The 26,085-nt window shown below is 71.9% G+C and carries 24 protein-coding genes and 1 pseudogene; 14 read left to right on the top strand and 11 right to left on the bottom strand.

Annotated features, from left to right (window positions below; all coding sequences use genetic code 11):
- The 6 genes and pseudogenes from ABD340_RS38190 to ABD340_RS38165 form a co-directional block, all read left to right on the top strand.
- Positions 1-365: pseudogene (locus tag ABD340_RS38190) on the top strand (flavodoxin-dependent (E)-4-hydroxy-3-methylbut-2-enyl-diphosphate synthase); the annotation flags it as partial.
- Positions 366-660: 295 nt separating this feature from the next.
- Positions 661-2,253 carry an alpha/beta fold hydrolase gene (locus tag ABD340_RS38185; protein ID WP_344595851.1) on the top strand — a complete coding sequence of 531 codons (1,593 nt, stop codon included), beginning with the start codon at positions 661-663 and terminating at the stop codon, positions 2,251-2,253.
- A gap of 180 nt (positions 2,254-2,433) precedes the next feature.
- Positions 2,434-4,053, top strand: a complete 1,620-nt coding sequence (locus ABD340_RS38180; protein ID WP_344595849.1) for an alpha/beta hydrolase — start codon at positions 2,434-2,436, stop codon at positions 4,051-4,053.
- Between the two features lie 112 nt (positions 4,054-4,165).
- Positions 4,166-5,008 (top strand): GNAT family N-acetyltransferase, encoded by an 843-nt coding sequence (locus ABD340_RS38175; protein WP_344595847.1) that lies wholly within the window; start codon positions 4,166-4,168, stop codon positions 5,006-5,008.
- Positions 5,009-5,042: 34 nt separating this feature from the next.
- A complete protein-coding gene (locus ABD340_RS38170; RefSeq protein ID WP_344595846.1) occupies positions 5,043-5,954 on the top strand; it encodes a hypothetical protein in 912 nt (303 codons plus the stop codon).
- A 156-nt stretch (positions 5,955-6,110) separates the two neighbouring features.
- Positions 6,111-7,019 (top strand): helix-turn-helix domain-containing protein, encoded by a 909-nt coding sequence (locus tag ABD340_RS38165; protein ID WP_344595845.1) that lies wholly within the window; start codon positions 6,111-6,113, stop codon positions 7,017-7,019.
- 3 nt (positions 7,020-7,022) lie between these two features.
- On the opposite strand, the gene ABD340_RS38160 is transcribed toward ABD340_RS38165, so the two are convergent.
- Genes ABD340_RS38160 through ABD340_RS38140 form a run of 5 tightly spaced genes read right to left on the bottom strand, consistent with a single transcriptional unit; the run spans position 7,023 to position 11,305 of the window.
- Positions 7,023-7,409 carry a DUF3037 domain-containing protein gene (locus tag ABD340_RS38160; protein WP_344595844.1) on the bottom strand — a complete coding sequence of 129 codons (387 nt, stop codon included), beginning with the start codon at positions 7,407-7,409 and terminating at the stop codon, positions 7,023-7,025.
- Positions 7,406-8,233 carry a HipA family kinase gene (locus tag ABD340_RS38155; protein ID WP_344595843.1) on the bottom strand — a complete coding sequence of 276 codons (828 nt, stop codon included), beginning with the start codon at positions 8,231-8,233 and terminating at the stop codon, positions 7,406-7,408. Before ABD340_RS38155 ends, ABD340_RS38160 begins: the two co-directional genes overlap by 4 nt.
- A 23-nt stretch (positions 8,234-8,256) precedes the next feature.
- Positions 8,257-9,141: a TIGR03619 family F420-dependent LLM class oxidoreductase gene (locus tag ABD340_RS38150; RefSeq protein WP_344595841.1), complete on the bottom strand. Its 885-nt coding sequence runs from the start codon at positions 9,139-9,141 to the stop codon at positions 8,257-8,259.
- A 5-nt stretch (positions 9,142-9,146) separates the two neighbouring features.
- The gene (locus tag ABD340_RS38145; RefSeq protein WP_344595840.1) at positions 9,147-10,397 is read right to left on the bottom strand and encodes an LLM class flavin-dependent oxidoreductase; all 1,251 of its coding nucleotides are present in this window, start codon (positions 10,395-10,397) and stop codon (positions 9,147-9,149) included.
- Positions 10,394-11,305, bottom strand: coding sequence for an alpha/beta fold hydrolase (locus ABD340_RS38140; protein ID WP_344595838.1), 912 nt, complete (start codon positions 11,303-11,305; stop codon positions 10,394-10,396). Before ABD340_RS38140 ends, ABD340_RS38145 begins: the two co-directional genes overlap by 4 nt.
- 132 nt (positions 11,306-11,437) lie before the next feature.
- On the opposite strand from ABD340_RS38140, the gene ABD340_RS38135 reads away from it, so the two are divergent.
- Complete coding sequence (locus tag ABD340_RS38135) at positions 11,438-12,268, top strand: TIGR03619 family F420-dependent LLM class oxidoreductase (RefSeq protein WP_344595837.1); 831 nt, start codon at positions 11,438-11,440, stop codon at positions 12,266-12,268.
- Here the strand turns inward: ABD340_RS38135 and ABD340_RS38130 are convergent.
- Entirely contained in the window at positions 12,265-12,855 is a 591-nt protein-coding gene (locus ABD340_RS38130) for a DUF4870 domain-containing protein (protein ID WP_344595835.1), read from the bottom strand. The two genes, ABD340_RS38135 and ABD340_RS38130, sit on opposite strands and share 4 nt — an antisense overlap.
- Before the next feature lie 49 nt (positions 12,856-12,904).
- Positions 12,905-14,002 carry an alcohol dehydrogenase catalytic domain-containing protein gene (locus tag ABD340_RS38125; protein WP_344595869.1) on the bottom strand — a complete coding sequence of 366 codons (1,098 nt, stop codon included), beginning with the start codon at positions 14,000-14,002 and terminating at the stop codon, positions 12,905-12,907.
- A 240-nt stretch (positions 14,003-14,242) separates the two neighbouring features.
- On the opposite strand from ABD340_RS38125, the gene ABD340_RS38120 reads away from it, so the two are divergent.
- From ABD340_RS38120 to ABD340_RS38100, 5 genes are all read left to right on the top strand, one after another.
- A complete protein-coding gene (locus ABD340_RS38120) occupies positions 14,243-15,508 on the top strand; it encodes an ABC transporter substrate-binding protein (protein ID WP_344595833.1) in 1,266 nt (421 codons plus the stop codon).
- Between the two features lie 14 nt (positions 15,509-15,522).
- On the top strand, positions 15,523-18,216 hold the full coding sequence (locus ABD340_RS38115; RefSeq protein WP_344595831.1) for an ABC transporter permease subunit: 2,694 nt from the start codon (positions 15,523-15,525) through the stop codon (positions 18,214-18,216).
- Positions 18,213-18,962 (top strand): ABC transporter ATP-binding protein, encoded by a 750-nt coding sequence (locus ABD340_RS38110; protein ID WP_344595829.1) that lies wholly within the window; start codon positions 18,213-18,215, stop codon positions 18,960-18,962. Before ABD340_RS38115 ends, ABD340_RS38110 begins: the two co-directional genes overlap by 4 nt.
- A gap of 83 nt (positions 18,963-19,045) precedes the next feature.
- Positions 19,046-19,981 carry a DUF6891 domain-containing protein gene (locus ABD340_RS38105; RefSeq protein ID WP_344595828.1) on the top strand — a complete coding sequence of 312 codons (936 nt, stop codon included), beginning with the start codon at positions 19,046-19,048 and terminating at the stop codon, positions 19,979-19,981.
- A 93-nt stretch (positions 19,982-20,074) separates the two neighbouring features.
- Entirely contained in the window at positions 20,075-20,719 is a 645-nt protein-coding gene (locus ABD340_RS38100) for a PaaI family thioesterase (protein WP_344595826.1), read from the top strand.
- 8 nt (positions 20,720-20,727) lie between these two features.
- Here ABD340_RS38100 and ABD340_RS38095 read toward each other — a convergent pair whose 3' ends face one another.
- From ABD340_RS38095 to ABD340_RS38085, 3 genes are all read right to left on the bottom strand, one after another.
- Positions 20,728-22,050, bottom strand: coding sequence for an MFS transporter (locus ABD340_RS38095; protein ID WP_344595825.1), 1,323 nt, complete (start codon positions 22,048-22,050; stop codon positions 20,728-20,730).
- Between the two features lie 86 nt (positions 22,051-22,136).
- A complete protein-coding gene (locus ABD340_RS38090; protein ID WP_344595823.1) occupies positions 22,137-23,513 on the bottom strand; it encodes a WD40 repeat domain-containing protein in 1,377 nt (458 codons plus the stop codon).
- 55 nt (positions 23,514-23,568) lie between these two features.
- Positions 23,569-23,958, bottom strand: coding sequence for an ATP-binding protein (locus tag ABD340_RS38085; protein ID WP_344595867.1), 390 nt, complete (start codon positions 23,956-23,958; stop codon positions 23,569-23,571).
- Positions 23,959-24,080: 122 nt separating this feature from the next.
- Between ABD340_RS38085 and ABD340_RS38080 the strand changes: the two genes are divergently transcribed.
- Both ABD340_RS38080 and ABD340_RS38075 read left to right on the top strand, forming a co-directional pair.
- Positions 24,081-24,866 carry a GntR family transcriptional regulator gene (locus ABD340_RS38080; protein ID WP_344595821.1) on the top strand — a complete coding sequence of 262 codons (786 nt, stop codon included), beginning with the start codon at positions 24,081-24,083 and terminating at the stop codon, positions 24,864-24,866.
- Positions 24,856-25,284 carry an NUDIX hydrolase gene (locus tag ABD340_RS38075; RefSeq protein ID WP_344595819.1) on the top strand — a complete coding sequence of 143 codons (429 nt, stop codon included), beginning with the start codon at positions 24,856-24,858 and terminating at the stop codon, positions 25,282-25,284. The genes ABD340_RS38080 and ABD340_RS38075 overlap by 11 nt, the downstream gene beginning before the upstream one ends.
- On the opposite strand, the gene ABD340_RS38070 is transcribed toward ABD340_RS38075, so the two are convergent.
- A complete protein-coding gene (locus ABD340_RS38070; RefSeq protein ID WP_344595818.1) occupies positions 25,277-26,044 on the bottom strand; it encodes an SDR family oxidoreductase in 768 nt (255 codons plus the stop codon). The genes ABD340_RS38075 and ABD340_RS38070 overlap by 8 nt on opposite strands.
- Positions 26,045-26,085 lie beyond the last annotated feature (41 nt).

Here is a 26,085-nt window from a genome sequence, read left to right as displayed (position 1 = left end):
GGTTGCGGCAGCGGGGGCTGGAGATCGTGTCGTGCCCGTCCTGCGGCCGCGCCCAGGTCGACGTCTACAGCCTGGCCGAGCAGGTCACCGCCGGTCTCAAGGACTTCCCCGTCCCGTTGCGCGTGGCCGTCATGGGCTGCGTGGTGAACGGTCCCGGCGAGGCCCGCGAGGCCGACCTGGGGGTGGCCTCGGGCAACGGCAAGGGCCAGATCTTCGTCAAGGGCGAGGTCATCAAGACCGTCCCCGAGGCGCAGATCGTCGAGACCCTCATCGAAGAGGCGATGCGGATCGCCGAGGAGATGGGCATCGAGATCGACGAGGACGGCTCGGTCTCCGGCCCCGGCGCCACCGTGGTCGTCAGCTGACGTAGCGAGCGAGTCCTTCGCGCGCCTTGAAGGCCCCCGGTCATGCACCGGGGGTCTTCGGCGTGCGGGGGCGGGGACGGCGATGGACGTGACCTCGCGCGCCACCGGGTCACGTGAGGCTTGTCACGATTGCGCATCCACTCTCTGCGGGCCCTGCCGTCAATAGCCCCTCAAGCGCCACAATTTCCACTTGTCGCATATTTCGCTCTTGCCGGAGCGGCTCCCGCCTTCGCGATCACGGCCGGGCACCCCCCGCCCGCACGGCGTGGCATGCCCCCGGTGCTGAGGGGGTTTGGTGAAGAGACTCGTTCTCATCGTCGCGGCCACTGCGGTGGGCGTGGGCGGCACGGCCGTCGCCGTCTCCGCCGGCGTGCGGCCGGAGTCCACCGCGAACCCGGCGGCCGCATCGAAGATCGCGTGGAGCAAGTGCCCGACCGACGTGACCGGCGGCTCGTACCTGCAGAACGCCGAGTGCGGCCAGGTGCAGGTGCCGCTCGACCACGCGAATCCGAACGGCCGCAAGATCTCGGTCGCCGTCTCGCGGGTGAAGGCCACCGACAAGGCCAACTACCAGGGCGTCCTGATCGGCAACCCGGGCGGTCCCGGCGGCTCCGGGCTGTACCTGTCCGGCGGCCTGGCCTCCTGGCTGCCCAAGGAGGTCGCGGCCCGGTACGACATCATCGGGTTCGATCCGCGCGGCGTCGAGTCCAGCAAGCCGGCGATCAGCTGCTTCCCCACCTACTCCGACCCGGTGCGCCCGGACTACGTCCCGCGCAGCGTCCGCGAGGAGAAGCGCTGGCTCGCCCGCTCCAAGAAGTACGCCGACACGTGCGCGCAGAAGTTCGGCTGGCTGCTGCCGCACATGCGCACCACCAGCTCGGCCCGTGACATCGACTCGATCCGTAAGGCCCTGGGCGCCCAGCAGATCAGCTACTACGGCTTCTCGTACGGCACCTATCTCGGCGCCACCTATGCCTCGCTGTTCCCGCGGAACGTGAAGCGGATGGTCTGGGACGGCAACGTCGACTCCCGCAACGTCTGGTACACGGGCCAACTCCGCCAGAACGAGGCCTTCGAGCGCAACATGAAGCTCTGGTGGGCCTGGACCGCCAAGTACAACGCGCTGTACAAGCTCGGCGCCACCGGCCAGGCGGTGGAGGCGAACTACTACAAGGTCCGCGCCGCGGCCAAGAAGAGCCCGATCGGCGGCAAGATCGGCCCGTCCGAGCTCGACGACATCGTGCTCAACGCCGGGTACAACACCACCTACTACATCCCGTTCGCGCAAGCCCTGTCGGCGTGGGTCACCAAGAAGGACCCGGCGCCGCTGCTGGAGTGGGTGAGCGCGGGCGGTGGCGACAACGGCTTCGCCGTCTACAACGCCGTGCAGGCCGTGGACGCGCCGTGGCCGCCCAAGTGGAGGACCTGGCACAACGACGCGGTCCGCCAGTACAAGAGCGGGATCCGCTTCAACAGCTGGTCCAACACCTGGTACAACGCCCCGATCTTCTATTGGGGTGCCAAGGGCGGCAAGGCGTTCTCGATCGGGGACAAGGGCAAGGCCGTGCCGCGCTTCCTGCTGGTGCAGTCCACGCTGGACGCGGCCACCCCGTACCCGGGCGGCCCGCAGATGCGCAAGCTGTTCCCGTCCGCGACGCTGCTGGCCGAGAAGGGCGGCAAGACCCACAGCAACACCCTCAACGGCAATGCCTGCCTGGACGACAAGGTCGCCGCGTACCTGGCCGACGGGACGCTGGCGCCCCGCAAGCCGGGCCAGGGCGCGGACGCGGTCTGCGACGCGGTTCCCGCGCTGAACGACCCCGACCCCAGGGCCGCCAAGGCGGCCCGTTCCGGCAAGGGCAAGGACGTCCCCATCGGGCGTCCATAGCCTGCGCACTCGTCTCTGCACGTCGCCTCTGAGCGACCCCGCGGCGAGCCGCCCGCGCGTCGACCCTGCGCGCGGACGGCTCGCCGCGAGACTTGTTCGGCCGTTTCGCCGCACTTGAGGAGGGAATCGCGCGATTCGCTGGTCCGTGCCGGAAGGCGGCGGCGCCGGTAGAAAACGGGGGTGCTGAACGCGTCCAAGCCCGTTGCCGGGGGACTGGCGACCGCCGCCGTCGCCCTCGCCGGCCTCTCCGTGCCCGCCTCCGCCTCCCCGACCCCCGCCGACGGTGCGGCCCGGGCCGCCGCACCAAGGATCGCCTGGAAGCCATGTCCTAAGAAGGACCCGGTGGAGAAGGGGATGCTCAAGGGCCTGGAATGCGGCACGCTCCGCGTGCCGCTCGACTACTCCCGTCCGCGCGGCGAGCAGATCACCCTGGCGTTGACCCGGGCCAGGCACACCGCGCGCCGCTTCCAGGGCGTGGTGTTCCTCAACCGGGGCGGCCCCGGGGCGCACGGACGCGACCTGCCCCGCCTCTTCAAGTACGCGCTCCCCAAGGACATCGCGGCGGGTTACGACTGGATCGGCTACGACCCGCGCGGAGTCGGAGCCAGCAGGCCCGCGCTGGTGTGCGATCCCAAATACCAGAACCCGGGTCGTCCCAAGGCCGACGTCGTCCCCGGCAACGCGGCGCAGGAGAGGGCCTGGATCCGGCGTGCGCGCGCCTACGCGGCCGACTGCAAGGCCAAGTACGGCCGCATTCTGCCCCACATGGGCACGCGGGCCTGGGTGCGTGACATGGACGCGATCCGCGCCGCCCTGCGCCAGAAGCAGATCAACTACTTCGGCTACTCGTACGGCACTTACCTGGGCGCCGCCTACGCCACCGCCTACCCCGGCCGGGTCCGGCGGATGGTGCTGGACAGCGTCGTCCGGCCGAGCGGCGTCTGGTACCAGAGCAACCTCGACCAGAACGTCGCGTTCGAGGAGCGCATCCAGGCGTACTTCGGCTGGATCGCCCGCAACCACGCGACCTACCGGCTCGGGACGACGCGCACGGCCGTCGCCGCCGCGTACTACCGGGCCAGGGCGTCGCTCAAGGCCAAGCCGATCAACGGCCGGATCGGGCCGTCGGAGCTGGACGACGTCTTCCTGGCCGACGGTTACGGCGACCATTCCTGGCCGGCGCACGCCCGCGCGCTGTCCGCGTATGTCGTCAAGAAGGACTCCCGTTCCCTGGCGAAGGCATGGACGCCGCCGAACTGGCTGGAGCTGAACAACTACACGGTCTACAACGCCGTTCAATGCCGCGACGCGCGCTGGCCCGCCGACTGGAGCGACTGGCACCGCGACCACTGGCTCCTCTACCGGTTGGGCTACCGTTTCGAGACGTGGGGCAACGCCTGGTACAACGCCCCCTGCGCGTTCTGGGGCGCCGCAGGCGGGCCGCGGCCGGAGGTGCATGGGCGCCGCGCGGGGATGCCGCCGATCCTGCTCGTCCACGGCACGGAGGACGCCGCCACCCCTTACCCCGGGGCGTTGGAGACCCACCACCTCTTTCCCAGCTCACGGCTGATCGTGCAGGCCGGAGGCGGAAATCACGGCGTCGCCCTGGGCGGGGACGCGTGCATCGACAGGGCCGTCCTGGCGTACCTGAGGGACGGCAGGCTCCCGGCCGATCGCTTCGGCCCCGACCTGTCCTGCCCCGCGGGCCCCGGGCCCAAGCCCGATCAGGCCAAGAAGGCGGGGCAGGCCGCTCGCGTGGGGGCAGGGCCGGTTCTCCTGCCGAGTGACCGGCTTGGATAGGAGTCGGTTATCACGTCTGGATGGTGGACGTCATAGGCTTATCAGCGTGGTGCTGATAGCGGTGACCTGTCCATGGTCGCTCGTCCCTGAGCGGGGCCGGTAGACCATGCGCATGCTGGGGTCGTTGCCGGTGCGGATACTGGACGACCGACACCGAGCCGAGGCCCAGGCCATCCTGGACGCGGACCCGGTCGCCAACGTGTTCGTCAGCTCCCGGGTGCACGCCGCGGGGCTCGACCCCCGCCGTCTCGGCGCCCAGATGTGGGGCTACATGCGGGACGGCCGGCTTACCTCGCTGTGCTACTCGGGGGCCAATCTGGTCCCTGTGGCGGCGACCTCCGACGCGGTGCGGGCGTTCGCGGAGCGTGCCCAGGCCCAGGGCCGGAGGTGCTCGTCCATTGTGGGCCCCGCCGACACGGTGGGGGAGCTGTGGGACATGCTCGCGCCCTACTGGGGCCCGCCAAGGGCGATCCGCGCGGCGCAGCCGGTGATGTCGACGTCCACGGTGCCGCCCGTGGAGGCGGACCGCCGCGTACGGCGGGTGCGGATGGACGAGTTCGACATCATCTATCCCGCGTGCGTGGCGATGTTCACCGAAGAGGTCGGTGTCTCCCCCAACTCGGGCGATGGGGGCGTCCTCTACCGGGCCAGGGTCGCCGAGCTCATCCGGGCCGGGCGCGCGTTCGCCCGCATCGAGGACGGCCGGGTCATGTTCAAGGCCGAGGTGGGCGCGGTCACGCCCCACGCCTGCCAGGTGCAGGGCGTGTGGGTGCCGCCCAACCTGCGCGGGCATGGCCTGTCGGTGCACGGCATGGCCGCGCTGGTGGAGGAGTCCCTCCGCTCCATCGCGCCGACCGTCTCGCTGTACGTCAACGACTTCAACCACCGCGCGCGGGCCACGTACCGCCGGGTCGGCTTCACCGAGATCGAGACGTTCATGTCGGTGCTCTTCTAGGTCGCCCCGAGAGGGGTAACGGTAAAATCCGCCCGTGGAATTCGCCGGTGCGCTACGGCAGGCCATCCAGGCGAGCGGACTGACCCTGGAGCGGATCCGCCACCGGCTCGCCCAGCGCGGCCTCACGGTAAGCGTCGCCTCGCTCAGCTACTGGCAGCGGGGCCGCAGCCGGCCGCGTTCCCGCGCGGTCGTGGCGACGCTGGAGGAGATCCTGCGCGTCCCCGCCGGCACGCTGATCGAGCTGCTGGACGATCCCGTGCCCGGCGCGGTCCCGGCGCGCGGCGGGCACGCCGCGGGGCGCGCGGGCGGCGTCCAGCAGTCCTCGTTGGGCGGCGCGGCCGGTGCGGGGCCCGAACTGTGGCCGGATCCGGAAGGGTACGCCCGGGTGGTCGGGCAACTGGATCTTTCCAGTGAGCATCGGCTGGAGCGGCTGAGCATCCACGACCTCTACCTGCTGGGCCCCGATCGCCGTCCGCGCGCCCTCGTGGTCCGCGAGGTGCTGCGCGCCACGGGCGACGACGTGGACCGGGTCGTCCGCGTCCACCCCGTGGACGACCCCGCGACCGGCGCGCGGCCGGAACCGGAACCGGCCGGGCTGCGGTACTGCCGGTCGGGACGGGTCCGCGCGGAGAGCGGGCTGATCGGCTTCGAGCTGGTCTTCGACCGCGTGCTCGCGGCCGGCGACACCGTCGTGATCGAGTACGAGCTGAGCCGCCCGGCCGGGGACTACGAGCGCCGCTTCCCGCGGCCGGTCCGCGACTACCTCGCCGTCGTCCAGTTCCACGCCGAGATGCTCCCGGCCCGCTGCTACGGCTTCTCCCGGGAGACCGGGGACGCGCCCCGGCGGCGCCTCGGCGAGCTGTGGATCGGCGCGTCGGGCAGCGCCCACCTCGCGCTGGGCGACGTGCGGCGCGGGATCGTCGGGATCGAATGGGAGTGGGAGTGAGAACGCCCCCGCGCCGGGAGGGGGTTCGTTGACTGTTGTAACAAATTGCCGATTGGCATCGCGGGCCGGCGGCCTTACAGTGAGCCACAAAGTTCCGACTGCTGTTGTCAAGGCCGAGGGCGGGGGCCGGCCGGACGTGATCCGGAGGCGATAGCGGTGCAGATGGTCACGGAGGACGATCTCCTCCAAATGATGCGGAACGGCCCCTTCAACGTGGCCCTGCACGCGGCGATCCAGGCCCGCGGGCTCAGCCTGGAGGCTCTGCGGCGCCGCCTGGAGGAGCAGGGCATCGGGGTCAGTCTGTCCACCCTCAGCTACTGGCAGCGCGGCCGGACCCGTCCCGAGCGCGCCGACTCGCTGCGCGCCGTCCGGGCCCTGGAGGTCATCCTCGGCCTGCCGCGGCACTCCCTGCTGACGCTCCTCAAACCGTCCGCGGAACGCTCGGCGGGGCCGTGGTTGCCGGTGGAGGAGCTGTGCACCGAGCCGGGCGTGCGCGATCTGATGGACGAGATCGGCGAGCGCGGCGAGCGCCGGCTCACCGGCCTCAGCCTGCACGACCAGCATGTGATCGGGCCGGACCGGGAACTGCGCGAGGTCCGCACCCGCGCGGTCTTCCAGGCCCAGCGGCGCGGCGCCGACCGGTGGATCGCGGTGTACCACCATCCGCAGCGGGTGCTGCCCTCGTCCCGCTTCGCCCGCGGCTGCCGCTTCGGCCGGGTCCGGGTGGACGAGGCCAGCGGCCTGATCGCGGCCGAGCTGCTGTTCGACCGGGCGCTGGGCCGGGGCGAGACCTACCTGCTGGAGTACGGCTTCGGGTTCGACGAGACCGGCCCGCCGGTGTTGGAGGAGGGCCGCGGGTTCCGCGCGCCGCAGCACGAGTTCCTGATCGAGGTGAGCTTCCACCCCTCGGCGCTGCCCGCGCGCTGCTACCGCACCTGGCGCCCGAACGCGCAGACCGCCCTCAAGGACCTGGGCGACCTGCGGCCGTCCAGGTACCACAGCGTGCATTTCATCGAGTTCGGCGTGACCGCCGGCTATCACGGCATGCGCTGGGAGTGGGAGTAGGCGCTAATTGACCAGCAGGTCGAGCAGACGATCCAGCTCGGCCGCGGGATCGTCGGTGAGGCCGGCGTGCACCGGGCCGGGCTGCACGATGGTGCTGCGCGGCGCGGTCAGCCAGCGGAACCGGTTGCCCGGCGGCTCGTCGGCCGCCTGCCCCGCTCGCTCGCCGCCGCAGCAGAGCGCGTCCACGGCCCGCAGTGCGGAGCGGACGCCGTCGAGGTCCAGCGTGGCGTCCAGGGCCCGCAGCCGCCGCTCGTCCAGGTGGGAGCGGCAGCCCAGGAAGTCCAGGCCCTGGCAGTAGACGACGACGCCCACGTTCATCGACTCGCCGCGCTCAACCCGGGGCACCACCCTCAGCGCCGCGTACTCGAAGATCTTCTGGCCGGAGGTCATGCCGGACCTCCCAGCCATTCCGGACGGTTCGCGCCGCGCCGCGCCGAGGTGTCGGGGCGGCGGTGCCCGACCGACAGCTCGGGCAGCCAGTCGCGCGGCCGTCCCGCGCGCTCGGCCAGCAGCCCGGTATAGGCGTCGCGGAGCTCGGCGGGCCCGGCGAAGCCCGGCTCGCCCTCCAGCCAGCGGTCCGGCACCAGCTCGGCCACCTCGCGCAGCAGCCCTTCGGTGACCTTGGGGAGCAGCTCGGCCTCGGCGTCGGCCAGCTTCTTCGCCCACGGGGTGAGCACGTGGTCGTCCACGTCGTACGGGCCGGAGAACAGCCGCCCGGCGTTCGCCCAGGCGTGGTGGAAGTACAGGCTGGCGCCGTGGTCGATCAGCCACACGTTCCCATGCCAGACCAGCATGTTGGGGTTGCGCCAGGAACGGTCGACGTTGCCGATGAACGCGTCGAACCACAGCACCCGCGAGGCGAACTCGGGGTCGGGGGACCACCCCAAGGGATCGAAGCCGAGCGACCCGGGCAGGAAGTCGATCCCGAGGTTCCAGCCGGTGCTGGCCTTGAGCAGGTCCTGGACGTCGGGATCCGGCTCGTGCCGGCCGATCGCCGGATCCAGCTCCATGATCACCTGGTCGGGAAGGCGCAGCCCCAGCCGCCGGGCCAGCTCACCGGCGATCACCTCGGCGATCAGCGCCTTCCGGCCCTGCCCGGCGCCGTGGAACTTCATCACATAGGTGCCGAGGTCATCGGCCTCGACCACGCCCGGCAGCGACCCGCCCTCACGCAGCGGCGTCACATACCGGATGGCCTTCACAAGCGGCAGCACGGCCTCACGCTATCCTGCTCGGCTCACATCTTCGCGATGACCTCCTCGGCGAAGCGCTCCATTGTGGCGATCTTGAGGGCGAGGGGGTCGCCGGCGTGGGCGGCCTTCTCCTCGGGGGTGGCCAGCCACCAGGGGGCGGTCATGGTTCCGGCGACGCCGCGCGCCTCCCACTTGCGGTAGAGGTCGGCGCTCGGCATCGCGCGGATCGGTGCGATCACCTTCAGGTCGTCCAGCGTGCGGCCGTGCTCGGCCAGGAACCCCTCCAGGCGGGTCAGGAGGTCCTCGAGCTGCTCCTCGGAGTAGAAGCGGTTGCCGATCCAGCCGTCGCCGGTCCGGGCGGTACGGCGCAGCGCCGCGTCGCTGTCGCCGCCGAAGTAGATCGGCACGGGTCTGTCCGGTACGGGCGCGATGCTGAGCGGCCCGTAGTCGTAGTGCTCGCCGTGGAACTCGGCGGTTCCGCCCTTCCACAGCTCGCGCAGCGCCGGGATCATCTCGTCCAGGCGCCTGCCTCGGGTGTGGAAGTCCTGGCCCGTCTGCAGGAACTCGTCCTTGCACCAGCCGACGCCCAGGCCGAGGATCGTCCGGTCGCTTGATAGGACGGCGGCCGTCGAGACGGCCTTGGCGACGGTGAACAGGTCCCGGGCCGGGGCGATGTAGACGTTGGTGGCGAACCGCACCCGCCGGGTCACCGCCGCCATCGCGCCTATCGTCACCCACACGTCCGGCCAGTGCGTGCCGGGCTTGTACGGAGGCGCGCCCGTCTCGCTGTAGGGGTAGTCGGCGTCGTAGTCGGTGTAGAAGATGTGGTCCGACACCGCCACCGTGGCGTACCCGAGCCGGTCGGCGGCCTGGGCGAGGCCCGCGAACTCGGGGGTGTCGACGAACGCCGCACCGAGCCAGAACTCCATGCCCCTCAGTCCTGGAACTCGGGGATGACCTTGGTGGCGAACATCTCCAGGTTGCGCTTGACCGTGTCCAGCGGCAGCACGCCCTGCTGGCCCTGCATGAACAGGCCGAACCACTCCAGGTCGGGCATCCGGTCCAGCATCCGCTGGATGCCGCGCTTGACGTCGTCCGGCGTGCCGAGCAGCGCCATCTCGACCTCGTTCATGCGCTTGAAGTCGCCCTTCTCCGGCGAGATGGGCTTGTGCTTCTCGTCCTCCTTCTTGCGCAGCACCTCCAGGTACCCGAACGGGCCGAAGAACGACGCGAAGTCCTTCTGCATGCCCGTGCCGTAGGTGGCGATGGCCTCCTCGCGGGTGTCCGCCATGCCGATGATCTTGAGGATCCCGGTGTGCTCGCCGAGCTTGTAGTCCTTGCCCTGGCGGGCGCACTCCTCCTGGTAGAGCTTGGCCTTGGCGGCGTGGTCGTCGGGGTTGGGGGTGAACATCCAGGGCATGATGCCCTCCTGCGCGGCCCGGATGACCGACCGGTCGGAGACGGTGAAGGGCTGCCACAGCTCCGGATGCGGGTTCTGGTACGGCTTGGGGCACACCGATACCGACCGGATCACGCCGTCGTCGTCGATCTCGCCGGGCGCGCCGAACTCGCGCGTCCAGTCGGCGGCCGGCCAGCCCTCGATGCCCGCGAAGGGGGCCGGGACCTCGTAGTCCAGGACCTCGCTCTTGTAGCGCAGCGAGTCCTCGGCCCACGCCATCTTCATGATCTTGAGGACCTCGCCGAAGACGTCGAAGTTCCGGTTGTCGGACTTGGAGCCGTCCGAACGGGCCGCGGCCGCGTGCCAGCGCTGGCCCAGCACGTTCATCCAGCGGTTCTGGTAGCCGCGGGCGACGCCGAGCCGCAGCCGTCCCTTGGAGAAATGGTCCAGCAGCGCCACGTCCTCGGCGGCCCGGATCGGGTCCCAGGCCGGCAGCACGATGCCCAGCGGAGCCAGCAGGATCCGCTCGGTGCGGGCGGCCAGGTCGGTCAGGAACATCAGCGGGTTGACCGAGAACTCGAACCCTTCGGAATGGAAGTGGTGCTCGGTCATCATCAGGGCGTCGAAGCCGACGCGGTCGGCGTGCACCGCGATCTCGCGGACCTCGTGCAGCAGCTTCTGGTACGACTCGACGTCCCGTCCGATCGGCCGCTTGGCCTTGGCGTTCTCCTCGGAGGCCCAGCCCGACCCGGGGATCTGCGGGTTGAGGAAGATGGCAAACTTCACGCGTTCTTCTCCTTGTCGAGTTCGTCGAGCCAGTCGCCGACGACGAGCAGGAATTCGGCCGGCCGCTCGGCGTGCAGCCGGTGCCCGCCACCGGGCCAGACGATCGCCCGTGAGGCGGGATGCTTGAACAGGCCCCGCTCCCAGGCGGCGAACCCGGCCTGGGCGGCGGACCAGCACGTCAGCACGGGGCACTGGCGGCGGGCCAGGTACGCGTCGGAGGCGGGCCGCACCCCGAACTGCTCCTCGCCCTCGTACAATCCGGCGAACGCCTGCGACAGCGCCTGCCGGGAGGTGCCCAGGATCTTGCGGCGGTGCCATTCCCGGAGGAACGCGGGCGAGGCGGGGGTGTAGCACCAGGCGTCGTTCTGGAGCGCGATGGTGTACGGATCGTCCCCCCGCAGCCTCTCGATCATCGCGGGGAACCCGGCCGCGGTCTCCGGCGGCTGCCCGTAGCCCGGGTCGGCGCACACCAGCGCGTGGACGCGTTCGGGGTGTTCGACGGCCAGCGCGCTGACGACCGAGGCGCCGAGCGAGTGGCCGATCGCGGTCACCCGTTCCACGCCGAGGTGGTCGAGCAGCCGCACCAGGTCGCCGGCCAGCTCGCGGGGGCGGTAACCGGTCTCGGGGGCCGAGGAGTAGCCGTGGCCCCGCAAGTCGGGCGCGATCACGCGGCGGCGGACCGCCAGACCGGGGAGGTGGAACGCCCAATCATGCGAGTCGGCCCCGAACCCGTGCACCAGAAGCAGCGGGACACCTCCGCCCGGGCCGTCGTGTCGCTCCTGGTCGGTTTGCTTCTGGGGGGACGACCCCCCGAGCCCCCCGGCGACTACCGCGCCGCCGCCCCTCGCTTCGCTCGGGGCGTCGTCGGTGTAGAACAGCCGCACGTCCCCAAGCTCGGCGAATGGCATGGGAACCTCCGTTGGACCTGTTCGTCCCGCTCCGGAATCCTTGAACAAGCGCACGCTACATCAATTGACGATAGCCGAGCAATCGCTTGGTCATGTAAGTAGAGTGTCACCCACTGAAAGGAGGCCGCCTTCATGCGGCTGGGCATCACGCTGTTTTCGACCGACCGGACGATCACGACGCACGAGCTGGCGGTGGCGGCGGAGGAGCGCGGGTTCGCCTCGCTCTACGTCCCCGAGCACACCCACATCCCGGCGGCCAGGAAGACGCCGCCGCCCACCGGCGCGGACGTGCTGCCGGAGGAGTACGCCCGCATCCCCGACCCGTTCGTGGCGCTCGCCGCCGCGGCGGTCCTGACGGACCGGATCAGGCTCGGCACCGGCGTCGCCCTGCCCGCCCAGCGCGACCCGATCGTCACGGCCAAGGCGGTGGCGACCCTCGACCGGATCGCGGCCGGGCGCTTCGTGCTCGGCGTCGGCTACGGCTGGAACGCCGAGGAGGCCGCCGGCCACGGCGTGCCGTGGAGCCGGCGGCGCGCCGTGGCCCGCGAGCACGTGCTCGCCATGCGCGAGCTGTGGACGCGGGAGGAGGCCGAGTTCAAGGGGGAGTTCGTCGAGTTCGAGCCGAGCTGGTCCTGGCCCAAGCCGGCGGGCCGGATCCCGGTCCTGCTCGGCGGCGCGCCCGGCCCGACCCTGTTCGCGCACATCGCCGAGTTCGGCGACGGCTGGATGCCCATCGGCGGTGCCGGCATCCGGGAAGCGCTGCCGGCACTGCGCGAGGCGTGCGAGGCGGCGGGACGGGAGATGGTCCCGGTGATCCCGTTCGGGACGCTGCCGTCCGCGGAGAAGCTCGACTACTACGCGTCACTGGGCGTCGAGGAGATCGTGCTGCGCGTGCCCGCGGCCGGCCGCGAGGAGGTCCTTCCCGTCCTGGACGGCTACGCGCGTTCGTACGGGGCCGGCTAGCGGACCATGCGGAAGCAGAAGAAGGTCGGGAACCGGTAGTAGTTGCCCCTCGCGGCCTTGACCGCGCCGAGGATCAGGAACACCCACTGTCCGAGGCCGTCGACCAGGTACAGCGGGGCCAACAGGATGAGGAAGGCCGGGGCGTCCATGAGGAGCGCGGGCGGGAGGCAGATGGCCAGCGTCACCACGACGTGGATCAGGATCGTGAGGAAGTAGTTCAGCGACTGGGCCGCGTGGAACCGGACGAACGCCGACTCGCGCCTCTTCACGAAGTAGATGACCAGCGGGGCGAGGGGGCCGACGAAGAGCGTGCCGAGGTAGGTGAACATCGCCCAGTTGGTCTCCTCGCTGGTGACCATCTGCTGCCCTGGGCCGTAGGGGACGCCGGGCGGGCCGTACCCCCAGCGCGGGTCGTAGTTCTGCCCCGGAGGCGGGCCACCGGGAGGCGGACCGCCGGGCCCCTGCCCGTAACCGGGCGGCGGCCCGTAACCGGGGGGAGGCGGCGCGCCGGGCGGCTGCCCGTAGGGGGTCTTGTAGGGCGGCGGCTGGTCGGCGCCGTCCGATGGGGGAGGTGGCTGATCAGTCACAGGGAGGAATCTATCTGAACCCTGGCGAACGGGGCGTCGCGCCGGAGCGTCAGTCGAAGACGATGACCGAGCGGGCGACGGCGCCCGCGCGGACGTGCGCGATGCCCTCGTTCACCGCCTCCACCGGGATCCGCTCGCTGACCAGGCCCTCCAGGTTGAGCCGTCCGCGCCGGTACAGGTCGACCAGCATCGGCAGATCGCGGGCGGGGACGGCGTCGCCGCCCTGGGTGCCCATCAGTCGCCGGGAGGCGAACAGCTGCCCCGGCGGGATCCGCAGGTCCTCGCCGGCCGCCGGGCTGCCCACCATGACCGTGGTGCCGCCGGACCGGGTCGCGGCCAAGGCCTGGGTGAGGACGGCGGCGATGCCGGTGACGTCGAAGGCGTAGTCGACGCCGCCGCGGACGATCTCGCCGACCTGTTTGGGCAGGTCGTCGGCCAGCAGGGTGTGGGTCGCGCCGAACTCCTCGGCCAGCCGCAGCTTGGACCCGACCACGTCGGCGGCGATGATCGTGGTGGCGCCGGCCAGGACCGCGCCCTGGACGACGTTCAGCCCGACCCCGCCGCAGCCCACCACCAGCACGTCGGTGCCGGGCTCCACCCGGGCGGTGTTGAGCACGGCGCCCACCCCGGTGACGACGCCGCAGGCGGTCAGGGCGAGCAGGTCGAGCGGGGCGTCGGGGGCCACCTTCACGCACATCGCCTCGCCGACGACGACCTTCTCGGCGAACGAGCCGATCCCGATGTAGGGGCGGACGACCTCGCCGCCGGCCGAGAGCCGGGTGGTGCCGTCGGCGGTCAGGCCCATGACGGTCGACATCCGGGTCTGGCCGACGCACAGGTGGGGCTTGGTGCGGGCGCAGTTGCGGCAGTGCCCGCACGGGCCGTTCATCGCGATGATCACATGGTCGCCGGGCCGTACGCCGGTCACGCCGGGGCCGGTCCGTTCGACCACGCCGGCGCTCTCGTGGCCGAGCAGGCAGGGCAGGTGGGCGACCACCGGGCTCTTGCCGTCGATCGCCTTGAGGTCGGAGCCGCAGATGCCGGACGCGGCCACCCGGACCAGCACCTCGCCGGCGCGCGGTTCCTGGATCGTCACCTCGGCGAGTTCCAGCGGCGCGCCGAACTCGCGCAGCAGCGCCGCCCGCATCGTCGTGCCCGCGGTGTCGTTCCCGGTCACCGTCACCTGTGCCGCCCTTCCGCCGTATCGCGTGCGGGCGGGCCCGTGCCCGCCGCCCGCAGCCACCGTAACACCAAGCATTTGCTTGTTCGAGCGGCCCGGAATCGTTGACAGTTTCGCGCCGCCGAAATTACGCTCACGACCAAACGAGCGCTAGGTCACACTAGGCCGCCGCCTCGTCCGTGCTGGTCGAACGTGCCCGGAGGCGCCATGAAGGCAACGCAGGCCGTCCCCATCGGCAAGAACGGCGCCACCTCGCTCGCCGCGGCCGCCCTCCTGGTCCTGGCCGCCGGCTGCGCGACGAGCAACGAGGCCGCGGGCGGCGACGGCGCCGCCGGGGTGACCGCCGACTCGATCAAGATCGGCGGCGTGCTCACCGAGACCAGCGCCACCGGCTACTCCACCGGCGGCGCCGAGCTCGGCGCCAAGGCCCGGTTCGAGCGGGCCAACGCCGCGGGCGGCGTGCACGGCCGCAAGATCGAGTTCCTGGGCGCCGAGGACGACGGCATGGTCCCCGACAAGGGCGCCGCCGCGGCCCGCAAGCTCGTCCAGAAGGAGAAGGTGTTCGCGCTCGTCCCGGTCAGCGCCCCGCAGTTCGGCGGCGCCGAGTTCCTGGAGCAGCAGAAGGTGCCCTGGGTCGGCTGGGCCACCGGCCCGTTCTGGTGCGGCAAGACCAGCGCGTTCGGGTTCAACGGCTGCCTGGCGCCCAAGCCCGGCCAGGGCACCCAGACCTGGTGGGGCAACCAGGTCGCCGCCCAGCTCGGCGGGGCCGCGGGGAAGAAGGTCTGGGTCCAGGCCACCGACTCCACGGCCAGCAAGTACGGCGTGCAGACCATCTCCAAGTCGTTCACCGCGGCCGGGTTCGCGCTCGCCGGCACCTCCGCGGCCCTGCCCGCCCAGGCGCCGCCGCAGGACTGGTCGCCGTACGTCAACAAGATCATGAAGAGCGCCGGCGGCAAGGCGCCCGACGTGGTCGTGTCGGTCATGGCCGGCGGCAAGTTCAACTCCGGCCTGTACGCGGCGCTCAAGAAGGCCGGTTACAAGGGCCTCATCACCGACGCCACCTCCTACGATCCCAAAGTTCTGGCCGACCCGCAGACACGCCAGGCCCTGGACGGGGTGTACTCGGCGCCGCAGTTCGAGCCGTTCGAGTCGACCGCGCCCGAGGTCGCCGCGATGAAGGCCGACCTGCAAAAGGCGGGCGGCGCGAACGCCGTGCTGGACCAGCACGCGGCCACCGGGTACTGGTCGGCCGACGTCTTCCTCAAGATGCTGGAGAAGGCGGGCAAGGACCTCACCCGCGACTCCTTCTTCAAGGCCGTCCAGACCTTCTCCTACGAGAACAAGGGCTTCGGCCGCCTCCGGCTCCCCACCGGCAAGACCGAGTCCAACGGCTGCGGTGCCCTGGTCAGGCTGCAGGGCACCGGGTTCACGATCGCCCAGCACCTCAAATGCTTCGACAACACGACGCTCTGAGCCGGAGGTAGCGGGTGTCGGAACTGGTCGGGTACGTCCTGAGCGGCCTGGTGACCGGGGCGGTCTTCGCGCTGATGGCCTCCGGGCTGACGCTGTCGTACGCCGCCACCGGGGTGTTCAACTTCGCGCACGGGGCCGTCGGCTTCCTGTGCGCGCTGCTGTTCTTCGAGCTGGGCACCGGGCTCGGCTGGCCGGTCTGGATCGCCGGTCCGGTCACGATCCTGGTCGTCGCGCCGCTGCTGGGCTATCTGCTGCACCGGCTGATGTTCCGGGGGCTGGCCACGGCGGGCGAGACGGCGCAGATCGTCGCCACGATCGGGCTGACGATCGCCCTGCCCGCACTCGGGCTGTGGACGGTGGACGTGCTGGTCGGCACGTTCGGCGCGGACCTGCCGAGGGTGACCGAGGGCGCCACCGCGCGCGGCCTGGGACCGCGGCCGGTGGAGACCTGGCAGCCGATCGGCGGCGTGGCGATCGACTCCGACCAGCTCGTCACGTTCGCGCTGGCGCTGGCCGCCGCCGCCGGCCTGTGGGCGCTCATGCGGCACACCGCGCTCGGCCTGCGGATGCGGGCCACCGTCGACCGCCGGTGGCTGGCCACGCTGCGCGGCATCGACGCCGACGCCGCGTCCGCGCAGGCCTGGATGCTCAGCTCGACACTGGCCGGGCTCGCCGGGGTGCTGGCGGTGCCCGCGCTCGGCCTGGACTCCAACGCCTTCACCGTGCTGCTGTTCGCGTCGGCGACGGCGGCGGTGTTCGGACGGCTCCAGTCGATCCCGGTCACCTTCGCCGCCGGGCTCGGGCTGGGCGTCGTGCAGAACCTGGTCGCCGGGTACGCCGACTTCGCCGAGAAGGTCACCGGCTTCCGCACGGCCGTCCCGGCGATCCTGCTGTTCGCCGGGCTGCTGGTGCTGGGCCGGGCGCGCGGCCGGGCCGCGGGCACGATCGCCGAGGACGCCCCGCCGCCCGACTACCTCGCCGACCTGCCGCGCTGGCGCCGCGTCCTGCCGTGGAGCCTGTCGGTCGCGGTGCTGCTGGTCTGGACGTTCACGCTCGGCGACGACTACTGGGTGGGGCTGATCGCGCAGGGCCTGGTGCTGGCGCTGATCTTCTGCTCGTTCGTGGTGGTGACCGGCATCGGCGGCATGGTCAACCTGGCGCAGGCGTCGTTCGCCGCGCTGGCCGCGCTGTCGGCCGGGCTGGTCTTCGGCAAGGGCCTGCCGTTCCCGGTCGCGGTGCTGGCCGGGGTCCTCGCGGCGGTGGCCGCCGGGGTGCTCGTGGCGCTGCCGGCGCTGCGCCTGGGCGGACGGGTGCTGGCGCTGGCCACCCTCGCGCTGGCGCTGCTGGCCGACCAGGTGCTCTTCCAGATCGACGCGTTCAGCAACGGCACCGTCGGCTGGAAGCTGCCCGCGTTCTCGCTCGGCTTCACCGACACCAACGACCCGCGCACCCGGGTCGTGCTGCTGCTGGCGGTGATCGGGGCGGTCGCGGTGCTGATCCGCAACCTGGAACGCTCCGCGTCCGGGCGCGCCATCCTGGCGGTGCGGTCGGCGCCCACCGCCGCCCGGTCGGTGGGCGTCTCCGCGGTCCGCGCCAAGATCACGCTGTTCGCGCTGGCGTCCGGGATCGCGGGCCTGGGCGGGGTGCTGTACGCCACGTTCAACGGCCAGATCACCGCCACCGACCTGCCCGCGCTCACCGGGTTCGTGTGGCTGGCGGTGGTCGTCCTGCAGGGGGTGCGGCGGATCGGCGGCGCGGTGCTGGGTGGGCTGATCATGGCGCTGACCCCGGAGGTGCTCGACAACGTCACCGACTCCGAGTACGTCGGGATGATCCTGTTCGGGCTGGGCGGCATGATCCTTGCCAAGCATCCCGACGGCGTCCTGGCCCAGTTCGCCGAGCAGCGCTACCGCCGCCGCAAGCGCCAGGAGCGGCTCGCCAGGACCAGGGCCGAGACGGGCGGCACGGTGACCGTCCGCGCCGCGCCGCCGCCCGCCGCGGACGGCGAACCCGTGCTGAGGCTGGAGGGCGTCGTCGCGGGCTACGGCGACGCGACCGTGCTGCGCGGCGTGGACCTGGCCGTCCCGGCCGGGCATGTCGTGGCCCTGCTCGGCGCCAACGGGGCGGGCAAGTCGACCGCGTGCGCGGTGGCCGGCTCGATGGCCCCGGCCGCCGGGCGGGTGCTGCTGGACGGCCGGGACGTCACCGCCTGGCCCGCGCACCGCCGGGCCCGCGCGGGCGTGTACCTGGCGCCCGAGGGCCGCGGCGTCTTCCCGTCCCTCACCGCCGAGGAGAACCTCACCACCTGGCTGCCGGACGCCGCCGACCGGGACCGGGTGTACGAGCGGCTGCCCAACCTGGCCGGCCGCCGGGCCGTCGCCGCCGGGGCGCTGTCGGGCGGCGAGCAGCAGCTCCTCGCGCTCGCCCCCGCGCTGGTCCGCCCGCCCCGGGTGCTGATCGCCGACGAGCCGTCGCTGGGCCTGGCGCCGCTGCTGGTGGAGCAGGTCTTCGAGCTGTTCGGCGAGCTGCGCGACCGCGGGGTGGCACTGCTGATCGTGGAGGAGAAGGCGAGCGAGGCGCTGGCGCTGGCGGACACGGTCGCGTTCATGAGCCTCGGCCGGATCTCCTGGCAGGGGCCGCGCGCCGAGGTGGACGACGACCGCCTCGCCGCCGCCTATCTCGGGTTCGCCGCGGAAGGGGCCCAGTGAGCACGGTGATCGAGGTCGCGGAGGTCGGCGTCCGGTTCGGCGGGGTGCAGGCGCTGAGCGGCGTCAGCCTGGCCGTGCGGCGCGGCGGCACCTGCGGGGTGATCGGGCCGAACGGCGCGGGCAAGACCACGCTGTTCGACGTGGTGACCGGGCTGCGCCGGCCGACCACCGGAACCGTCCGGCTGGACGGCCGGGACGTGACCGGGACCGGGGCGGTGCGGCGGTCCAGGCTCGGCCTGCGCCGCACCTTCCAGCGGCCCCAGGTGTTCGGGCGGCTCACCGTGCTCGACAACGTGCTGGCCGCCGCCGAGTGGCACGGCGGCGGGGGCGGCCTGGCCGCCGACCTGGTGGCCTGGCCCGCCCGGCGGCGCCTGGAACGCGAGCGCCGGGAGCGCGCCGCGGCCGTCCTGGACCGGTGCGGGATCGGGGACCTGCGCGACGCCCACGCCGCCGACCTGCCGATCGGGCAGCGGCGCATGGTGGAGCTGGCCCGCGCGATCGTGGACGAGCCGGCGGTCCTGCTGCTCGACGAGCCCACCTCCGGGCTGGACGCCGAGCAGGCCGCGCTTTTCGCCGCCGTCGTCAGGGACCTGGAGACGACCGTGCTGCTGGTCGAGCACGACGTGGGGTTCGTGATGGCCGCGTGCGAGCGGGTCGTGGTGCTGGATCTCGGCAAGGTCATCGCCGACGGCGAGCCCGCACGGATCCGGGAGGACCCGGTCGTGCGGGCCGCCTACCTCGGCTGAACCGGGGAGCCGCTGGACACGTGACAGGTGATCTTGACGGAACGGGTGTCCCGTTGCCGGTGCCGGTTGCGATACTGCGGGACATGGTGGACGGATCGCTGCACAGCCTGCTGCTCGAACAGGTCCGGGTCGCGCTGGCCCGGGCCGAGGACGACTTCGACACCATCGTGGCCGACGCGTTCGACCGGTTCGAGGGCGAGGTCGAACGGGCCGCCGTCGACACCGTGGCGCGGGCCGAGTTCGCCGCCTACCGCGCCGAGCAGAGCGGCTGGAACGGCGAGCTGCTCGACACCGAGCGGCTGCTGGCGGCCTTCCGCGACCTCGACACCGCCGGTGTGGTCGCGCGCGCCGACTTCACCTGCTGCCAGACGTGCGGCACCGCCGAGATCGGCGCCGAGGTGCCGGCCGGCGCCGCCCGCGGCTACGTCTTCTGCCACCACCAGGACGTGGACGGCGCGGCCCGCGGCGACGGGCTGTACCTGTCCTACGGCGCGTTCACCGAGGACGGCGACGACGCCGAGATCGGGCGGCGGGCGGTGACGGCACTGCGCGAGCGCGGCCTGGTCGTCGAATGGGACGGCGAGGCCACCACCCGCATCCTCCTCCCGCTGACCTGGCGCCGCCGCCGCTACGCCCATCTCGCCCGCTCGCCCGACCTCCCGGACGCGCCCGAGGAGGCCGCCGCGAGCCTGGCGGTCACCTACCACGACTACACGCGCGGCCGCGGCGAGGACGATCCGGTCGCGATGTCGTTCGAGGAGTTCCGCGGCCTGCTGTACGGGCTGGTCCCCGGCGGCGACAACTTCATCACCTGCACGGGCCGCTCCGGCAAGATCGTCCAGGGCATGTGGGAGGAGGGCCCGCGGTTCTGGCTGGAGACGCCCGACCAGGGCGCGCGCTGCTCGTACGGGCGGTGGGCGACGCTGGACGAGGCCGCCGAGGTCGTCCGGGCCCTGGCCCACGACGACCGGGTGGCGCTGACCGACCTCGGCGACCTGGAGACCGTCACCTGGAGCTGACGACGTGACGAGAAGCACCGTCCCGGCGCCGTCGAAGGGCCCGCCGCCCGCCTAGAATCCAGTTCGGCGACTTTGCCGACGGCGGGAGGGCGGATGAGCGGGGCAGGGGCGGCGATGCATCGCGTCTACACCGATCTGGCACGGCTCACTCTTGAGGACTCGCAGGTCACGGCGCTGACCGGGCTGGCGGAGCGAGTGCGCGAGCTGACCGAGGCCGTCCTGTACACCGACGTCGAAGAGGACGAGCTCGCCGGGGTCACCGCCGAACTCGCCACGCTGACCGAACGGCTGAAGGCCGCGCGCCGGGAGCATCCGCCGGTCGCGGTGCTGGGCGAGGACGGGACGGTGCGCCAGCTGGCGAGCCCGGTCACCGGCCTGCTCAACCCGATCGCCCCGCCGGTCCGGGTCGAGGCCCTGCCGGACGGCGCGGGCGTGCGCGCCTCCTTCACGCTGAACGTGGCTTACGAGGGCCCGCCCACGTTCGTGCACGGCGGCGTCTCCGCGCTCATCCTCGACCAGGTCCTCGGTGAGGCGGCCGCGCGGAACGGCAGGCCCAGCATGACCGCGACCCTCGACATGCGCTACCGCCGGCCCACCCCGCACGGCGTCCCGCTCACCGCCGAGGCCGCGGTCACCCGGGTGGACGGCCGCAAGAGCTGGGCCGACGGCCGCATCATCGACCCGCAGGGCCGGACCACGGTCGAGGCCACCGGGATGTTCGTCCTGCCCCGCTTCTAGATGTACGACTACGCCTTGGTGATGTCGGCCCGCGACCGGTCGGGCAGCAGCGCCACCGCCGTCAGCGTCAGCGCCGAGCTGACCACCATCGCGGTGGCGATCGCCCACCAGCCGTAGTCGTGCAGCAGCCACGTCGCCAGCAGCGGCGCTGGACCGCCCGCGATCACCGAGGCGAGCTGGTAGCCGATGCCGGCGCCGCCGTACCGCAGCCGGGTCGGGAAGCTCTCGGCGATCAACGCGGCCTGCGGGCCGTACTGGATGGCGTGCGGGATCTGCGCGATCACCACGGCCAGCACCACCACGACCGCGATCTCGGTGGTGAGCAGCGCGAAGTACGGGAACGCGATGACCGCTACCAGCAGCGACCCGACCGCGTACACCCGCCGGCCGCCGAGCCGGTCGCCCAGATGCCCGGCCGCCGGGATCGTGAACAGCTCGAGCACGGCCGCCGCCGTCACCGCGCCCAGCGCCAGCCCCTGCGCCATGCCGAGCTCCTCGTGGATGAACGTCAGCGCGAACGAGGTGAAGATGTAGAACGGCATCTGCTCCGAGCAGCGCAGCAGCGCGCTCAGCAGGATCTCCCGCGGATGCCGCTTGATCACCTCGGCCACCGGGACCTTGGCGACCTCGGCCTTCTGCACCACCTCGGCGAACAGCGGCGTCTCCATGACCTGGATCCGCACCCACAGCCCGATCGCGACCAGCACCAGGCTGAGCAGGAACGGGATCCGCCACGCCCACGCGGTGAAGGCGTCCCCGGCCGACAGCGCGATCGCGGTCATCGCCCCGGTGCCCAGGATCAGCCCGATCGGCACCCCGATCTGCGGCAGGCTCGCCATCAGCCCGCGCTTGTTCTGGTCGCCCCACTCCATCGACAGCAGCACCGAGCCGCTCCACTCGCCGCCGACGGCGATGCCCTGCAGGATCCGCAGCAGCACCAGCAGCACGGGCGCGGCCACGCCCAGCGTCTCGGTCCCCGGCAGCACGCCGATCAGCGCGCTGGAGACGCCCATCAGCACCAGCGTGATGATCAGCGTGGCCTTGCGGCCCAGCCGGTCGCCCCAGTGCCCGAAGATCGCCGCCCCGATCGGCCGCGCCGCGAACCCCACCGCGTACGTCGCGAACGCCGACAGCGTCCCGGCGTAGTCGGACGCCTCCGGGAAGAACACGTCCTTGAAGACGATCGCGGCGGCCGTGTTGTAAAGGAAGAAGTCGTACCACTCGATGCTGGTTCCGACCACACTCGCCAGCGCCGCCTTGCGCACCTGCTGCCTGCGTCCGGACTCGTCCAGCCCGCGTGCCCGTCCTGCCTCGCCGGGATCCAGGACCATGGGGGCCGTCCTTTCAGATCGCCCCCGACGCCGTGTCCTGAACCGGTATCCCCTAGGAGATCAGCCCCCAACCATGACCGGGCCCCTCACTCCGGGTGAGGGACCTCGAACACGTAGATCTGCGCGGGGTCGCTCGGGTGGTGCCCACCGTCCACGTTGGCGGCCAGCCAGCGGCCGTCGGGCGACCATGCGAGGGCCCCGATGTTCAGGCCGATCCTGCAGTGCTGCACCGGCCTGCCGTCGGCGACCCGCCAGACCGACGGCTCGTCCCCGGCCTCCCGTCCCTCCACCTCGGGGCGCGGGGGCCAGGGTGCCATGCCGTATGTGGTGTGCGGCGCGGTGGCGACGTAGGCGCCGTCCGGGCTCACCGCCACCGACCCCAGGCGCCGCACCCCGGCGGTGATCGTGTCCAGTGGCTCCCCGGTGGCCGGGTCCAGCACGTACACGTTGGGCCCGCGGCAGACGAACACGCGGCTCTCGGCCGCGTCGAAGGCGACGTCGTCGGTCGAGAGGAGCGACTCGTCGTCGGGGCCGACGGGCACCGTGCGGTCCTGGGTGACGAACACGATCGAGCCGTCGCGGCCGAACTCGACCCGGTAGCGGCCCGTCCGCGACCGCATATGACCGGCCTGCTCCAGTGCCTCGACCTCCTTGCCGGCGTCCACGTCGTACGCCCATGGCCGCTCGCCGTGGATCTTGTAGGAGTCGCTGAGGACGACCACATGCCGCCCCGGCACCCAGATGACGCCGTCGAGGCCGTCGCGACCCGGGTGGGCACGGGCCTTCTCCGTCCAGCCGCCCGTCTCGTAGACGACCAGCGCGCCGCCCTCGCCGGTGACGGCCAGGTAGCGCGAGTCGTCGGAGAACACCAGCCGGTCGAGCACGCAGTCGTCGTCGAACTCCCCGAACTCGTCGGGCTCGTCCAGGAACGGCATGAGCGTCACCGCAGGACGCCGCAGGTCCGGCAGATACGGAAGATCCCCAGGACGGAGTTGCGCGGTCCCCGCCTCCCGTGACGCGCTGCCCAGCGCCTGCCCGTTCCTCACATGCTCCAGCCAGCGCGCGTCGGTGACCCGGACGTCGTAGTCGCCCTGCACGAACCGGAACTCGTGCGGCCAGCCGCCGTCCCGCTCGTAGTGGAAGTCGCCGTCGAGCAGGTCGTAACCTCCGTCGTCCATCGAAGGCTTGCGCGAGGCGTCCTCTACGAACCGTTCCACGAACCGGTGCGCGTTCCCACGGACCCATGCGTCGTCCCGCACCTGCTCGGCGGAGACCTCGTTCCGGATCGGATCCCCGTCCGCCGCCATCTCCCAGAGCATGCGCATGAAGAAAGCGCCGTCCTGGGGCAGCGGCGCATGGCTGCGCCGTTTCCTGTCGTAGCGGATGACGAACACCCGAACCCGCGCCCGCCGCTCGTCACGCTCGAGATCGAGCACGCGAACCCCGTAGTCGTCGGTCAGCATCAAGCCCTCTCCCGGCATCGAGTGCGTCCCACATGATCACACCCACCGCGGACACTCAGAGGACGGCCCATACCACCTTGCCGCCGTTGACCGGGCGCCAGCTCCAGGTGGACGCGAGCGCGTCGACGATGAGGAGCCCTCTTCCTCCCAGCGAGTCGAGCGACGCCTCCTTGGCGACGGGCGGTATGGGACTGTCGTCCCATACCTCCAGCATGAGGAGGTGTTCCGATGTCTGGTAGGCCACAAGGGCGATCCTTGCGGCGTGCTCCACCGCATTGGTCACCAGCTCGTCGGCCACCAGACACGCGTCGTCCGCCAAGTGGGGCTGTTCCCACTCGTGCAACGCGCCGCGTAGCATTCGCCGTGCGACGCCGACCTCCGCTGGAGCGGGTCTGAGCGCGAGCACGCATCGCGGTCGCTCGACGAGCTCAACCTTCGTGATCATCACGTCCGACCTCCTCGCAGTCCTTGCCGTCGCGTGGAACCTAACACATATGTCATAAGTGCGAAGGGCTTTCCGTGAACGGCCTGCGCACCCGTTCGGAGGGCGGCGCTAGGGTCAACACAGTGGTCATCGGCAAGGGAGAACAGATGGGCTTGGAGCGGCCCAGGGCGCGCTACCGCCAGGTCGCGGACGATCTGCGTGAGGCGATCGTCCGAGGCGACCACGGTCCCGGAGACGCTCTGCCGAGTCAGCCTGAGCTGGCGCGGAAGTACGGTCTGAACCAGACGTCGATCAACCGTGCCATCGCTCTCCTGGAGGCCGAGGGGTACGTGCGGACCGAGCACGGACGCGGCTCGTTCGTCATCGAGACGCCGACGGTGAAGCGCGTTCGGCGCATACCGCCCCAGAAGGGTGTTGAAAACAGCAGCTTTGCTGAGGAGATGCATAGGGCGGGTCTTGAGCCCCGGACCGAACTGGTGAAGGTCGAGGTCGCCGCGGTGCCCGCCGGTGTGGCGCAGCGCCTGGGCCTCCAGGGCGGGGCGCGCGTCCTGGTGCGACGACGTCACATGTTCGCCGACGAGCGACCGGTGCAGCTCGCGGTCTCCTACATTCCTCTGGACATCGCGGGCGGCGTCGAGATCGCCACGCCGGATACGGGACCGACGGGGATGTACCGGCGGCTGGCCGAGCGCGGGCATCGGGTCGTCCGGTTCGCGGAGGAGATCGAGGCTCGGCGGCCGCTCGCCGAGGAGCAGGAATTCCTGCACGTGGGGCGGGGGCAGTACGTGATGGAAGTGCAGCGCCTCGCGTTCGACGAGAGTGGCCGGGCTCTGGAAATGGTGACCAACGTCTTCCCGGGGCAACTGTGGCGGCTTGCATACGAGTGGGCGGCGCCGGATGCCTTCTGAGCTGCCGCTGCATTCGGTGAGCGTGACCGGGGTGGTGGTCCGCGGGGACGGGCGCGTGCTGGCGATCAAGCGGGCCGACGACGGGCGGTGGGTGCCGCCGGGCGGCGTGCTGGAACTGGACGAGAGCCCGGAGGCCGGGGTCGCGCGCGAGGTGTTCGAGGAGACGGGCGTGCGCGCGGAGGCCGAGGTGCTGACCGGCGTCTACAAGAACATGGCGCGGGGCGTGGTCACGCTGGCGTTCCGGTGCCGTCCGGTCGGGGGGACCGGGCGAGCGACCGAGGAGGCTTCGGAGGTCGCGTGGCTGACGCTGGACGAGGTGGGGGCGCGGATGGTGGAGGCGCGGGCCGTGCGGGTGCTGGACGCGTTGCGGGCGGGCGGGCCGTTCGTGCGGGTGCACGACGGGACGCGGGTCAGGTGAAGAGCTGGCCCGCGTTGACGTCTATGGTGGCGCCCGTCGTGGAGCGGGATTCGTCTGAGGCCAGGTAGAGGACGGCCCGCGCCACGTCCTCCTCTGTGGCAATGCGGCGCAGGGCCATGGCGGACACGTCGCGGGCGCGGATCTCCTCGAACGTGACGCCCTCGGCGGCGGCGCGGGTGCGCATCCAGTCGTCCAGGACGTCGCTGGCGATCCAGCCCGGCGCGACGCAGTTGACGCGAATGCCGGAGGGACCGAGTTCGTCGGCCAGGCAGTGCGACAGCAGGTGGACGGCGGCCTTGCCCGCGGCGTAGTCGCTGCGGCCCGCGTAGCCGGTGCGGCTCGACATCGAGGTGAGGTTGACGATCGAGCCGCCGGCGGTCATGAGGGGCGCGATGTAGCGGCAGGCCAGGAGGGTGCCGTACGCGGCGGTCTCGACGGCCCGGCGCCACTGGTCGAGGTACGCCTCGTCCATGTCGAGGACGTTCTTGCGGTGGGTGCCGGGGAAGGCGGCGTTGACCAGGACGTCGACATGGCCGAAGCGGTCGGCGACCGCGTCGGCGAGGCGGCGGGCCTGGTCGGGGCGGGAGATGTCGGTCGGGACGGGCAGGGCGGTGCGGCCCTCGGCCCGTACCTCGGCGGCGATGGCGTCGAGGGTACCGCCGGTGCGGGCGGCGAGGGCGACGTCGGCGCCCTCGCGGGCGAGCTGGACGGCGAGGGTCCGGCCGAGCCCGGGGCCGGCGCCGGTGATGACCGCGATCATGGGCGCAGCTTACCAAGCGGTCGTTAGGTTGGTTTGCGTAT

The organism is Actinomadura vinacea (genome assembly GCF_039532545.1).
Taxonomy (GTDB): domain Bacteria; phylum Actinomycetota; class Actinomycetes; order Streptosporangiales; family Streptosporangiaceae; genus Spirillospora; species Spirillospora vinacea.
Note: the sequence above shows the minus strand (reverse complement) of the source record. Positions and strands in the feature narration are given on the sequence as shown.